Source organism: Frankia sp. AvcI1 (genome assembly GCF_001420875.1).
Classification (GTDB): Bacteria; Actinomycetota; Actinomycetes; order Frankiales; family Frankiaceae; genus Frankia; species Frankia alni.
This window is the reverse complement of record NZ_LJFZ01000021.1, coordinates 1-12,297: the sequence shown is the minus strand read 5'-3', so window position 1 is coordinate 12,297 and position 12,297 is coordinate 1. Positions and strand designations below refer to the sequence as shown.

At 72.8% G+C, this 12,297-nt stretch carries 7 protein-coding genes and 12 pseudogenes; 8 read left to right on the top strand and 11 right to left on the bottom strand.

The window, feature by feature from the left end:
• Window positions 1–619 precede the first annotated feature (619 nt).
• The 7 genes and pseudogenes from UK94_RS59675 to eccD (UK94_RS59650) all read right to left on the bottom strand — a co-directional run.
• Window positions 620–766 (bottom strand): hypothetical protein, encoded by a 147-nt coding sequence (locus UK94_RS59675; protein WP_235488972.1) that lies wholly within the window; start codon window positions 764–766, stop codon window positions 620–622.
• A 1-nt stretch (window position 767) separates the two neighbouring features.
• Window positions 768–889: pseudogene (locus UK94_RS59670) on the bottom strand (hypothetical protein); the annotation flags it as partial.
• Window positions 890–1,020: 131 nt separating this feature from the next.
• Window positions 1,021–2,222: pseudogene (gene eccB / locus UK94_RS20410) on the bottom strand (type VII secretion protein EccB); the annotation flags it as partial.
• Between the two features lies 1 nt (window position 2,223).
• A partial coding sequence (locus tag UK94_RS59665; RefSeq protein ID WP_235488907.1) for a type VII secretion protein EccB occupies window positions 2,224–2,418 on the bottom strand: 195 nt, incomplete at its 3' end.
• A 1-nt stretch (window position 2,419) separates the two neighbouring features.
• A complete protein-coding gene (gene eccD, locus UK94_RS59660) occupies window positions 2,420–3,139 on the bottom strand; it encodes a type VII secretion integral membrane protein EccD (RefSeq protein ID WP_235488970.1) in 720 nt (239 codons plus the stop codon).
• A gap of 21 nt (window positions 3,140–3,160) precedes the next feature.
• Window positions 3,161–3,568: pseudogene (locus UK94_RS59655) on the bottom strand (type VII secretion integral membrane protein EccD); the annotation flags it as partial.
• A 1-nt stretch (window position 3,569) separates the two neighbouring features.
• Window positions 3,570–3,860: pseudogene (gene eccD, locus UK94_RS59650) on the bottom strand (type VII secretion integral membrane protein EccD); the annotation flags it as partial.
• 30 nt (window positions 3,861–3,890) lie between these two features.
• On the opposite strand from eccD (UK94_RS59650), the pseudogene UK94_RS76325 reads away from it, so the two are divergent.
• The 5 pseudogenes from UK94_RS76325 to UK94_RS59630 form a co-directional block, all read left to right on the top strand.
• A pseudogene (locus UK94_RS76325) lies at window positions 3,891–4,317 on the top strand (hypothetical protein); the annotation flags it as partial.
• A gap of 6 nt (window positions 4,318–4,323) precedes the next feature.
• A pseudogene (locus UK94_RS59640) lies at window positions 4,324–4,556 on the top strand (hypothetical protein); the annotation flags it as partial.
• Between the two features lies 1 nt (window position 4,557).
• Window positions 4,558–4,827 (top strand): annotated as a pseudogene (locus UK94_RS59635) (hypothetical protein); the annotation flags it as partial.
• 12 nt (window positions 4,828–4,839) lie between these two features.
• Window positions 4,840–7,576, top strand: a pseudogene (gene eccCb, locus UK94_RS20400) (type VII secretion protein EccCb); the annotation flags it as partial.
• Between the two features lies 1 nt (window position 7,577).
• Window positions 7,578–7,991, top strand: a pseudogene (locus UK94_RS59630) (secretion protein EccC); the annotation flags it as partial.
• Between the two features lie 18 nt (window positions 7,992–8,009).
• Here UK94_RS59630 and UK94_RS20395 read toward each other — a convergent pair.
• From UK94_RS20395 to UK94_RS59620, 3 genes and pseudogenes are all read right to left on the bottom strand, one after another.
• On the bottom strand, window positions 8,010–9,113 hold the full coding sequence (locus tag UK94_RS20395) for an NAD(P)-dependent oxidoreductase (RefSeq protein WP_011604104.1): 1,104 nt from the start codon (window positions 9,111–9,113) through the stop codon (window positions 8,010–8,012).
• A gap of 119 nt (window positions 9,114–9,232) precedes the next feature.
• A pseudogene (locus tag UK94_RS59625) lies at window positions 9,233–9,753 on the bottom strand (SAM-dependent methyltransferase); the annotation flags it as partial.
• A gap of 1 nt (window position 9,754) precedes the next feature.
• A partial coding sequence (locus UK94_RS59620) for an SAM-dependent methyltransferase (RefSeq protein WP_235488905.1) occupies window positions 9,755–10,090 on the bottom strand: 336 nt, incomplete at its 3' end.
• A 185-nt stretch (window positions 10,091–10,275) separates the two neighbouring features.
• Here UK94_RS59620 and UK94_RS59615 point away from each other — a divergent pair.
• Both UK94_RS59615 and UK94_RS59605 read left to right on the top strand, forming a co-directional pair.
• Window positions 10,276–10,873, top strand: a pseudogene (locus UK94_RS59615) (aldo/keto reductase); the annotation flags it as partial.
• A gap of 27 nt (window positions 10,874–10,900) precedes the next feature.
• The coding region (locus UK94_RS59605; RefSeq protein ID WP_235488902.1) for an aldo/keto reductase at window positions 10,901–11,228 on the top strand (328 nt) is incomplete at its 5' end.
• Window positions 11,229–11,269: 41 nt separating this feature from the next.
• Here the strand turns inward: UK94_RS59605 and UK94_RS20380 are convergent.
• Window positions 11,270–11,629, bottom strand: a complete 360-nt coding sequence (locus UK94_RS20380; RefSeq protein ID WP_011604101.1) for a MerR family transcriptional regulator — start codon at window positions 11,627–11,629, stop codon at window positions 11,270–11,272.
• Window positions 11,630–12,073: 444 nt separating this feature from the next.
• Here UK94_RS20380 and UK94_RS20375 point away from each other — a divergent pair.
• A pseudogene (locus tag UK94_RS20375) lies at window positions 12,074–12,297 on the top strand (HNH nuclease); the annotation flags it as partial.

Sequence of the window (12,297 nt, the reverse complement as noted above, 5' to 3'; positions counted from 1 at the left end):
CGTACTCGGTTCGAAGCCGCTGGAGGGTCGGCTCGTCAATCTTGATCGTGAACTCGGTGCCCAATGGTCTCTCCTGTCGTTCGCCTCGGTTTTTGTGTCCTGCCAAGAGAGCAGCGGCCCGACCGGCCCGCGCGACCCGTCCCACCGGTAGTGGTCCGCGCGGGATCCGGCCCGGCCACCGAGCACGAGAAAGAATCTGGTTACCGACCGCGTACGCGATGAGGAGATACGCGGGTGTCCGGCGTGACGGGCACCGTCAGAGGAGCGAGCCGAAGACGCTCGCGCCCTTCCTGTCACCCAGCACGTACTGGTTGTGAATCTCCTCGAGCTTCTGTCGGCCCACCGCGAGGGACAGCTCCATATCCTGCTGGCCCTTGTTCCACTGCTGCTGGGCCAGCGTGTAGTTCTCCGGCGCGGAACCCGCGTTGGCCTGGATGAAGAGCTGCACCTTGGACATGAGATCGGCGAGCGACTCCTCGAGCTTCTTGGTAACGAAGGTGAGTTCGTCCGCGGTGTCGAGGGCACCGTTCGGGCTGAACTGGTAGGTGGCCATNTCTCCTCGTTTCCCCGGATTCCGAAGTCCGGCTCACGGTTGGGTCGGCGATCGGCCGGCTGCGCCTCAGGTGAGTCCCTGGGCCCAGCTTGAGCCGATCATCAGGGCGTCGTCCTCGGTGCTGGTCGTGGTCTTCGCGTAGCTGACCATCGATTCGTTCAGCAGGTTCAGCGCCTGCCGAACCTCGTTGAAGCCGTTCTGCCAGCCGGAGATNGCGTCGCGGTACTTGTTGGCCGCGACGCCACCCCACGTCGAGAAGAGCATGGAGCTGGCGCCGTCGATCGTCTGCTGGATGTTGTTGCACTCGTCCTGGCAGTTGTCGAAAGCCTTGATCATGTTGATGGTGGTGGCTTCATCGGCGACGAGAGACTGATCTGGCATGGACGTGCCCTCCGGGTGTCGGACTGAACATCATTGATCCTGGTGGTCATCGGAGCCGTGATCGTCAGGGCCGTGGTCCTCGGTCGTCACCCCCGTCCCGGCGTCGTCAGCGGCGGTCCCGAGGGCAGGAGCGCCAACAACTTCCAGGGCGCGGCGACGGCCTGCTCCGGCGCGTAGCCGAGCGCCTTGATCGCGTCCCCGGTCACCGGGTAGGCCATGCCGCTACCGTCGACCAGGACACCCGGCTGCTTGTTCACGTCCGCCGCCCGGCTGCCCCGCGGCAGCACCCTGGGTACGACCAGGGCGCCACCACCCGCGGCGACACCGATGGCGGTGTCGCCGGACGTCCGCCGGCCCGCGGCCGCACGCACCGTCGAGACCACGACGTCGAACGTGGAGCCGGCCGGGTCCGGCGAGGACTCGACGCAGACCGACTCGCCCGCGGACGGCAGCCGGATCGGCGGCGGCGTCGCCGGCAGCGCGCTCTGCGGCGCCGCCATCACGGCGCGCGCGGCGGTGGCGAGGTCCCCCGGGGTGATCGGCTGCTCCGGTGCGTCGCCCGCCTCGCCTCGGGCCAGGGCGAACTGGGTCGGGCTCAGCGCGGTCAGCCCGGACCCCAGCAGGATGTAGTGGGCGACCGATCCGGTCGCCGTCGTCACCGCGAACAGCTCGCCCCGCCGGGTGGCCTGACCCCCGATCGGCGGTCCGGGCGCCCCGGCGTCCGGCACGGCGACCGGGGCCAGATCCGGCCCGGGCGGCACCAGGTCCAGCCACGTCCGGGGAACGGCGGTGGGGATGATCGCGCCGAAGCCCAGCACGTCCGCGGCCCAGGGCCGGGCCAGCAGCAACCGCTGCCCGTGCCAGAGCAGGTACTGCTGCCCGTCGGCGGAGACCAGCAGTCCCGCGTCGGGGCCGAGGCGGGGCTTCGCCGGGGCAACGCCGACGTCGAGAACCATGGCCGGCCCGGCGTCAGGGCCGTCCTCGCCGGCGACACCGGCGACACCGGCGGCACCGGCGGTGCCGGGCCGGGTGCACAGCCGCCACACGCCCTTGTTGAGGCGGCTGGGGTCGGGCAGCGTGTCCGGCGCGTTCGTGAGGCCGAGGGGGGCGCCGCGCGGCACTCCGGTCAGCCTGGTGCGCGGCACCACCACGGGTGAGACGGTCCTGCCCGTCAGCAGCCGGGCCGAGGCGATGTTGCGCACCGGCCGCAATGCGCCGTCGACCAGCAGGAACCGGCTTCCGCTCGACTTGTCCACGATCAGGGCGCCGGGTTTGCGCCAGGCCGTCGNCCCCCGCGCGGAGATCAGCGCCCAGACCGCGACCACCGCCAGCAGCAGGATCGCCGCCACACCCCCGGTGATCAGGCCGCGCAGGTCCCGGCGGGTCGGCGACTCGAGGATGTCCGGTTCGGCCCGCACGAGCGCCCCGGTCAGCCGGAACACCAGGTAGTTGTGCGCGTTGACCTGGTCTCGTCGGGAGCGCATCTCAGCCGACCACCGAACGGATGAACCCGACTCCGCCGAGGATCCCGACCACCAGCGGGACCGAGACCGCCAGCGCGACGCCGTGACTCACGTCGCCGAGCCGTCCCCAGATCGGCGTCAGCCGGCGGCGGGGAAGCGTGTACGTGCAGGCCGCGGCGATGACCGCCAGCAGCAGAGCCAGCACCATCGGCAGCGCCGCGCCGCCCCCGAGCACTCCCGACCGGACGGGCAGCGACAGGACGGCGGCGGCCAGGCCCGCGCCGGCGGGCAGTCCCAACGCCAGGCGGTGCCAGGTACTCGTCATCGGACGGGCCGCGAGCACCTGCGCGAACCCGACGAGGAGGGCGACCGTCGCCGGCAGCCAGCCGGGCGCGAGCGCCAGCCGGAGCACCGCGGCGGTGGACACGACCCCGCCGGCCGCGTGCAGGGCGGTCATGTAACGGTCGGCCCGGGCGGTGCGGGCCAGCAGTTGCGCCCCCGGTTCAGGGTCGATGTCGTCCTGCAGGTCCTCCGGTTCGACCGGCAGCGGCGGCAGCGTGAGCCCGGCGAGCTTGAACGAGGCCATCGGCACCGCGGGGCGGGCCGCCACGCAGAGCAGCGACATCACCGCCGCCGTCTGGGTCCAGTCCAGCCCGGCGGCGGAACTCAGCTCGCTGGCCACGGCGGCGGCGAGCGCCACGGCCGTGACCGCGAGGCCGACCGGCAGCAGGGTGTCGCGCACGGACGCCACGACCAGCACCANCAGGCTCGCGAGCACGGCGACTCCCGCGCCGGCCAGCAGCATCTCGGGCAGGTGGGCGCCCGCGCCCGCGCCGGCGCCGGCATGGGCATCGGCGACCTGGAGAACCACCGCCTCCACGGCGAAGGCCACCACCGCACCGCCGAGCAGCGCGGTCACCGCACGGTCCCGCTGCCCCCGGCCCGACACGACCATGGCGACGAACAGCAGCATCGCGACGGCGCCCACCGTCACGGGCCGGCCGAACACGTCGCCGCCGGCGCCGTGGGCGCCGCGGGCGCCCGCAGCCGGGGTGGGGACGTGCGGACCGGCCAGCACCGGCACCGCGAGCGCCACCAGCAACCACATCACCAGCGCCAACGCCGACACCGTGTGGGTGGTCCGCGGCCGCCACAGGCCCGAGCGCGCGCTNATTCCGGTGGAGACGCCGTCGATCAGGTCGTCGAAGTCCAGCGGCGGTATCTGGTCCGAACGCGGGCGGACGTGGACGGTGTCGCCGTCGAGCAGCTCGTGCTCGGCGACGCTGAGGTCCTCGTCCAGCGGGGGCGAGCCGAGCCGCTGCACCACCCAGCCGCTGTGTTCCAGCCCGCGATCGGCGAGATCGGGGCCGAGACTGCGCAGCAACGCCGGCATCAGGTCGGTCAGGGGCACGTGCGTGGGCACGGACAGATCGACCCGGCTGGTGGGCCCGATGACGAGAAGTNGGCAGACCTCCGCCGCGCTGCTCTGTGCCATGTCTGCGGCACGCCGGTGTCCGCCGCACGGGTTCATTGCTGTGATCCAGGACACATCCGTCCGCCGGTTCAACCCGACGGTGCGGCGGGGGCGTGTAGCGGGCATGGCCACGGTCGCCTTCCGCCGCCCCGCTCGCCGGACCGGTCCGGAGATGCCGCACGGCGAGATCACGCTGCAGGAGCCGCCCAGCGTCCCCGAAGTTCAGGCCGCGGGCATGCGGGTGCTGGTGATGATCCTCCCGATGGCCCTGATGTCGGGCGGCATGATGTACTTCTACATCGGCCGCTCGGCGTCCGGCCCCATGGGCCTGACGATGATGGCCGTGATGGGCGTCGGCATGGCCTCCATGGGTCTCGGCCAGGTCCTCACCCAGTCCGGCGACCGCAAACACAAGGTGGGCGGCGAGCGCCGTGACTACCTGCGCTNCCTCNCCCGCACCCGCCGGCAGGTCCGCGGCTACGCGGAGAAGCAGCGCTCCGCCCTCGCCTGGCGCCACCCGGACCCGGAGTCGCTGTGGTCGCTCGCCATGACCAGCCGGCTGTGGGAACGCCGCCCGACACACCCGGACTTCGGCGAGGTGCGGGTGGGGACCGGAGCGCAGCGCCTCGCCGTGCGGATCACCCCGTTGCAGACCAGCCCGGTGGAGGACCTGGAGCCGGTGTCGNCGAAGGCGCTGCGGCGGTTCACCCGCGCGTACACGACGGTCCCCGGCCAGCCGGTCGCCCTGTTCATCCGCGGCTTCGCCCGGATCCAGGTCGACGGCGACCGCGAGGTGGCGCTGGGCATGGTGCGGGCACTGCTCGCCCACATGGCCACCTTCCACGCCCCGGACGAGGTGCGGATCGCCGTCTGCACCTCGGCGCAACGGCGCGAGGAGTGGAACTGGGTCAAGTGGCTGCCGCACGCCCAGCACCCCACCGACCGGGACGCGGCCGNCCCGGTGCGGNTGTTCGGGGAGTCCCTGGACGACGTCGAGCGGTTGCTGGGGCAGAGCTTCGGGGAGCGGGCCCGGTTCGAGACCGGTGCGGCGCCGTCGCGAACCGAACCGTTCGTCGTCGTGGTCAGCGACGGCGGCCGGATCTCACCTGGGACCCGGTTCCTCGTCTCCGGCTACCGCAACGCCGTCCTCGTCGACTTCGAGCCCAACGGCAGCGGCGGCAACGCCCGGCACCTGCTGCACCTCGACGTCGCCGCCGACACCATGGACATCGTCGAGGTCGACCGGGTCGGGCGGGAGGTCCGGACCCGCCTGGCCACCCCGGACGTGCTGTCCGGGGTCCGGGTGGCGATGCTGGCCCGGCTGATGGCCCGGCACAGCGCCGGCGAGAGCGCCGAGCAGGCCCCCGACGGGCTGAGCGCCAACCTCGACCTACCGGACCTGCTCGGTCTCGGCGATCTGGAGCGGTTCGATCCGAGGACCGTCTGGCCGACCCGGCACGGGTCCGAGCGGCTACGGGTGCCCATCGGCGTCGCCGCCGACGGCTCGCCCATCGAGCTGGACATCAAGGAGTCCGCCGAGGACGGCATGGGGCCCCACGGGATGCTGATCGGCGCGACCGGCTCGGGCAAGAGCGAGCTGCTGCGCACCCTCGTGCTGGCACTGGCGGCGACGCACTCGTCGGAGACGCTGAACTTCGTGCTGGTCGACTTCAAGGGCGGCGCGACCTTCGCCGGCCTGGACCGGCTGCCGCACGTGTCCGCGACCATCACCAACCTCGCCGACGAGGCCGCGCTGGTGGACCGGATGCGCGACGCGCTGCGCGGCGAGCTGGTCCGCCGCCAGGAGCTGCTGCGCCGCGCCGGCAACTTCAGCTCGGTGCGGGACTACGAGCAGGCCCGCGCGCAGGGCGCGCCGCTGGCCCCGCTGCCCACCCTGTTCGTCATCGTGGACGAGTTCAGCGAGCTGATCGCCGCGCACACCGATTTCATCGAGCTGTTCGTGATGATCGGCCGGCTAGGCCGGTCGCTCGCCGTCCACCTGCTGCTGGCCTCCCAGCGTCTGGACGACGGCCGCATCCACCAGCTCGAGGGCCACCTGTCGTACCGGGTGAGCCTGCGGACCTTCTCGGCGATGGAGTCCCGATCCGTCATCGGCGTCCCCGACGCCTACGAGCTGCCCGCCGCGCCCGGCAACGGCTACCTGCGCTCCGACGTCGCGACGATCACCCGGTTCAAGGCGGCCTACGTCTCCGGGCCGTACCGGCTGCGCTCGACCCGCGTCGACCAGGACGTCATCGAGAGCCAGGTCGTGCCGTACGGCACCGAACACGTCCCGGTCGTCATCCGCGAGGCCGACGCCCCCGCCGACGCCGACGAGGCCGACAACGGCGACGCCACCGCCAGCACCGTGCTGGAGGTGCTGGTCGACCGGCTGGTCGACCAGGGGCCGCCGGCGCACCGCGTCTGGTTGCCGCCGCTGGAGCAGCCGCCCACCCTGGACCAGGTCCTGCCGCCGCTGCTGCCCGACCCGGAGCACGGGCTGCGGCCCGTCGACGCCGGCGCGGACGGGCTGCTGACGGTGCCGGTCGGAATGATCGACAAGCCGTTCGAGCAGGTCCGGGACCTGCTGACGGTCGACTTCGGCGGCGTCGGCGGCCATCTCGGTATCGCCGGCGGGCCGCAGAGCGGCAAGAGCACCCTGCTGCGATCCGTGATCGCCGGCCTCGCCCTGACCCACTCGCCGCGGCAGGTGCAGTTCTTCTGCCTGGACTTCGGCGGCGGCTCGCTGGCGAGCATCGCGGACCTGCCGCACGTGGGCGGGGTCACCGGCCGGCACGACCCCGACCGGGTGAGCCGGACCGTCGCCGAGATGGTCGCGCTGCTTGGCGACCGGGAGCGGCGCTTCGCCGAACTCGAGGTGTCCGGCATGCCCGCCTACCGCGCGCTGGTCGCGGCGGGACGGGTCCCGGCGGAGGAGTTCGGCGACCTGTTCCTCGTGGTCGACGGGTGGGCCACCCTGCGCCAGGAGTTCGAGGCGGCGGAGGCGGACGCCCGCGAGGTCGCCTCCCGGGGGCTGAACTACGGCCTGCACATCCTGCTGACGGCCGGCCGGTGGTCGGAGATCTACCACACGATGCGGGACAAGATCGGGTCCCGGTTGGAGCTGCGGCTCGGCGATCCGGTGGAGTCCGGCATCGACCTGCGCGCGGCCGCCGCGGTGCCGAGACTGCCCGGACGCGGGCTGACCGACACCAAGCTGCACTTCATCGCGGCCCTGCCGAGAATCGACGGCGCCGGCTCGGTCGACGACCTGGCGCACGGCACCCGCCATCTGGTCTCCGCGGTGGTGGACGGCTGGCCCGGCCCCAAGGCGCGGGGAGTGCGCACGCTGCCCGCCGTCCTGCCGGTGGAGCAGTTGCCGCCCCCCGACGGCGCACTGCGGGTCGCCCTCGGCGTCGACGAGAGCCGGTTGGAACCCGTCTTTCACGACTTCCGCCAGCTTCCGCACCTCACCCTGCTCGGGGACGACGAGAGCGGCAAGACCAACCTGCTGCGGCTGGTCGCGCGGGCGATCACCAGCCGGTTCACCCCGGCGCAGGCGCGGATCATGGCGGTCGACTACCGCCGGCGGCTGTTCGACGACATCCCCGACGCCTACCGGCTGGGCTACTCGGTGTCGCCGGACAGCACCAAGGCGACGGCCCGCGACGCCGTCGCCGGCCTCACCCCGCGGATGCCCGGCCCNGACGTCTCACCGGAGCAGCTTCGGCGACGCGACTGGTGGTCCGGGCCGCTGCTGTTCGTGCTCATCGACGACTACGACCTGCTGACCGGCTCGGACAACCCGCTGACCGCGTTCGTGCCGCTGCTGCCGCAGGGCGGCGACATCGGCCTGCACGTCGTCGCCGGCCGGGCCGCGGCCGGACTGATGCGCATGGCGATGGACCCGCTGCTGCGCCGGCTGCAGGAACTCAACACCCCCGACCTTGCGCTGTCCTGCCCGCGCAGCGAGGGGCCGCTGCTCGGCGGGGTCAAACCACGGGTCCTGCCGCCCGGGCGGGCGCTGCTGTGCACCCGGCGGGGCAGCCGGCTGATCCAGACCGGCTTCGTCGCCGAGACCAGCGCCGCCGGCAGTGCGGCCGGATCGCCCCCGCGATGATCCGTCGCGGATCGGCCATCAGCGACGGCCAGGCGATCGGCCGCGGGTCGGCTCGGTGCCGTTGGCGGGGGCGGGGGCGAGATCGGGGTCGGTGACGGTGACAGGGACGGGGTCGGTGACGGTGACGGGGTCGGTGACGGGGACGGGGACGCTGCGGGATTCGAGGGCGGTGAGGACGGCGACCATGTCGGCGGCGGCGCCGCCCTGCACCAGGGTCTCGGAATAGAGCGCCTCGCAGACGTCCGTCAGGGGTGAGGCGATGCCGCCGACCCGGGCCGCCTGCGTGATCAACTCGATGATCCCCAGCACGTCGGGGACGCCCGCCTGCACGGTGAAGTCGCGCTCGACGAGCTTCGGCAGCTTCACCCGGGAGACGTCGCTGGCCATCGGGCCCGCGGCCAGCACCCGGCCGAGCACGCCGAGGTCGACGTCGTTGCGCCGGGCGAAGTGCACCGCCTCCGCGAGGCCGGTCACCAGCGTGACCAGGAACAGGTTGACGGCGAGCTTCGTCGACATCGCCCGCGGAACGGGCCCGCAGTCCACGAGGTCATGGCACATCGGGGCGAGCAGCGGTCGCACGTCGGCGATGTCGGCCGGGTCGCCGGCGAGCATGCCCACGAGCCGGCCGGCCTCGGCGGGCCCGCGCGACCCGGACACCGGCGCCTCGACGAAGCGACCGCCCACGGCGCGGACGTCGGCGGCGAGGGCCCGCGAGTAGGCGGGCGAGGTCGTTCCCATCTGGACGAGCGTGCGGTCCCGCAGCCGGGCCGGGAAGGTCGGGCCGGCGCGGTCGAGCACCGCGTCGATCGCCTCGGGGCCGGCGAGCATCACGATCACGGTGTGGCAGCGCGCGAACACCTCGGCGGCGTCGACGGTGGTCCCGGCCCCGACCGCCGCCAGCGGCCCGGTGCGCTCGGGCGTGCGGTTCCACACCAGCAGCGGCCAGCCCGACGCGGCGAGGTTCACCGCCATCGGCTGACCCATCGTGCCGAGCCCGAGGAAACCGACCGGCGCCGTGCCCTCGCCGACGGGCGCCCTGCCCTCGCCGACGGGCTCCGTCACGAGCGCGGGTTCCGGATCGCCCGCGGACGCCGGGCCGGCCGTCGTGGCTGTCGAGGACATCGCGTCACCCTCCCCGCTTCGACCGGACCGGGACAGAGCCAGTATCGAGGCCGGACCAGGATCTGGCCTGGTAAGCGAGAGACTGTGTTCCGCGGCCGGCGGGAATCCCGCCGCGTCCGTCAGACTTTTCTGCCGACCGCGCCGTAGTTGCTGACCTCAAGGTCACTCAGTCCCGCCGCGGTGCCGTCGGGGCGCCAGCGGTGAACGACCTGCACCCCCGGCTCGACCAGCTCCAGACCGTCGAAGAAGCGCCCGACCTGCTCGCGGGTGCGCGGCTGCAGGGGGATGCCGCGGCTGCGGTAGGTCTCGGCGACCTGTTCCCATCCCGGGTCCTCGTCGGCGGTGACGTGGGACAGCGCGAGGTAGCTACCGGTGGGAAGCGCGTCGACGAGGCGGCGGACGATGCCGTAGGGGTCGTCGGAGTCGGGCACGAAGTGGAACAGGGCGATGAGCGACAGCGCGACCGGTTTCGTCACGTCGAGGGTGTCGCGCAGCTCCGCCGAGCCCAGGATGCTCTCGACGTCGCGGACGTCGACGTCGAGGTAGGCCGTGGCGCCCTGGGAGGTGCCGGTGAGCAGCGCGCGGGCGTGGGTCAGGACGATCGGGTCGTTGTCCGCATACACCACACGCGCGTCGGGGGNGACGCCCTGGGCGATCTCGTGCAGGTTCGGCGAGGTGGGGATGCCGGTGCCGATGTCGAGGAACTGCCGGATCCCGACCTCGCCGGCGAGGTAGCGGACCGTCCGGGCCAGGAACGCCCGGTTCTCCCGGGCGACGACCCGCAGGTTCGGGAACGCGGCGAGCGACTGCTCGGCCGCCTCCCGGTCGGCGGGGAAGTTGTCCTTCCCGCCGAGGAAGTAGTCGTACATCCGCGCCGAGTGCGGCTGGTCGGTCTTGAGATCCACCGGGTTGCGCTCCTCGACGAGACTCTGCCACCACCGCCCACCCGCCAGGTCCCGCTCGTCCGCATCCGTCATCGCGGCAGCCCCCTCGCATCGTCGGCGGATTCCTCCGGATCACCCTAACTGTCCGGTCTCTCACGCTCCGACGCGGGCCACCGGGGAATCCGGTGACCGACGGGCTAGCCTGGCTGCGGGCGCAGCACCCGGCCCGTCCCGGCCCACTCGGATTGGATCACGGCGCATGCAGCATGTGTCACTGNCTGGACTGGACGTCTCCCGCCTCGGTCTCGGCGCGATGGGGATGTCGGCGTACTACGCCGGCGCCGGTGGGGACGACGCCGAGTCGATCCGGACGATCCACCGGGCGCTGGACCTCGGCGTCACCTTCCTCGACACCGCGGAGATCTACGGTCCGTACCGCAACGAGGAGCTGGTCGGCCGGGCGATCGCCGGGCGGCGCGACGAGGTGGTGCTGGCCACCAAGTTCGGGCTGATCTCGCACCGCGACGGCGACCGGCCCGGTCTGGACAGCTCGCCGGCGAGCCTGCGGGCCGCGCTCGACGGGTCCCTGCGCCGCCTCGGGGTGGAGCACGTCGACCTCTACTACCAGCACCGGGTGGACCCGGACACGCCGATCGAGGACACCGTCGGCACCCTCGGTGAGCTGGTCGCCGCGGGCAAGATCCGCCACATCGGCCTGTCCGAGGCGGGCGTCGAGACGATCCGGCGGGCCCACGCGACCCACCCGATCACAGCCCTGCAGACCGAGTACTCGTTGTGGTCGCGGGAGCCGGAGGCCGAGATCCTGCCGCTGCTGCGCGAACTCGGCATCGGTTTCGTCCCCTACTCCCCGCTCGGNCGCGGATTCCTGACCGGCCAGATCCNCTCGGCGGACCAGCTCGAGGCCGGCGACTTCCGCGGCGGCAACCCCCGCTTCGCCGCCGAGGCGCTGGCGCAGAACCTGCGGATCGTCGCCGAGGTGGAGGCCGTCGCCGGCGAGGCCGAGGCGACCCCGGCGCAGGTGGCCTTGGCGTGGCTGCTCGCTCAGGGCGACGATCTCGCGCCGATCCCGGGCACGAAGCGGGTCAGCCGGCTGGAGGAGAACGCGGCCGCGGACGCGCTCGTTCTCACCCCCGACCAGCTCGCCCGGCTCGACGCGATCGAACCGCCCGCCGGCGACCGCTACGCCGACATGTCCACCATCGACCGCTGACCATTCCGGTCGCGGGTCGTCATCNGGTCCTCATCGGGTCGTCATCGGGTGGGGCCGAGCCGGTGGGCCAGCCGGTCGCGTAGCGCGGTGAGGTCGGCGATGCGTTCCTCCAGGGCGTCCAGCCGTCGGACGGCCACCGCGAGCGCATCGGCGCAGGCGGGTCTGGGCTGGAACCGCTCCGGCAGCGGCTGGTCGAGCAGCGCAAGCAGGGACCGGAGGTCGTCGACGGTGAACCCGCTGGCGAGCAGGTGCCGGATGGTGCCGACGGTGGTGACGGCGCCGTCGTCGTACACGCGATAGCCCGCGCCGGTGCGACTCGGCCGCAGCAGGCCCTGCTCCTCGTAGTACCGCAGGGCGCGCGGGGTGGTGCCGGTCGCGCGCGCCAGCTCACCGATCTGCATCCACGTACCTCACTCCGCATCCACGACACGCCGCACCCACGACACGCCGCATCCACGACACGCCGCACCCACGACGGCTTGCCCATGTACGCATCGCGGACTCACACGGCCGCGTCGGCGGACGGGTCACCACGGTGGCGGTGGGGATCGCCAGGATGATTGTGCTCCTCGCGTCGCCGAGAGCGAGCTCCCTCCCCGAAGCGCCCCGGGCCCCCGACGACCGAGCCGGCAACCGAACGCGATGCCCACACGCCTCTCAGCTGGCACCCGACGAACGCCGGCCGACCGCGGGGGCAGTACCCCCCGTCGTGCATCGTTCGCCTACGGCTCGGTCACTCGGTGATCGATGAAACGAAGGTAGATGCGGTCAGGCGGTTCGACCGGGTGGTGGGTGGGTTCCCGTGTCGTCTCCGCCCACAGCGTACGAACAGGTGTTCGACATNNGGTGGATGTTGTTCTACCGTTACCCCATGGATCTCAACGACTTCGGGGACGGCCCTGACCCGCCGACCCGCCTCGCCACAATCTCCCGCCAGCTCGACGGGCTCCTCACCGCCCAGGCCTGGCAGCTGTCCGACACGGAGCTGGACGGGCTGCTCGAGGGGGTCTGCCGGCTGACCAGCCGCGTCGCCGCCGTCCGAGGGCTGCTGTTCGTCGAGGCCCAGAAC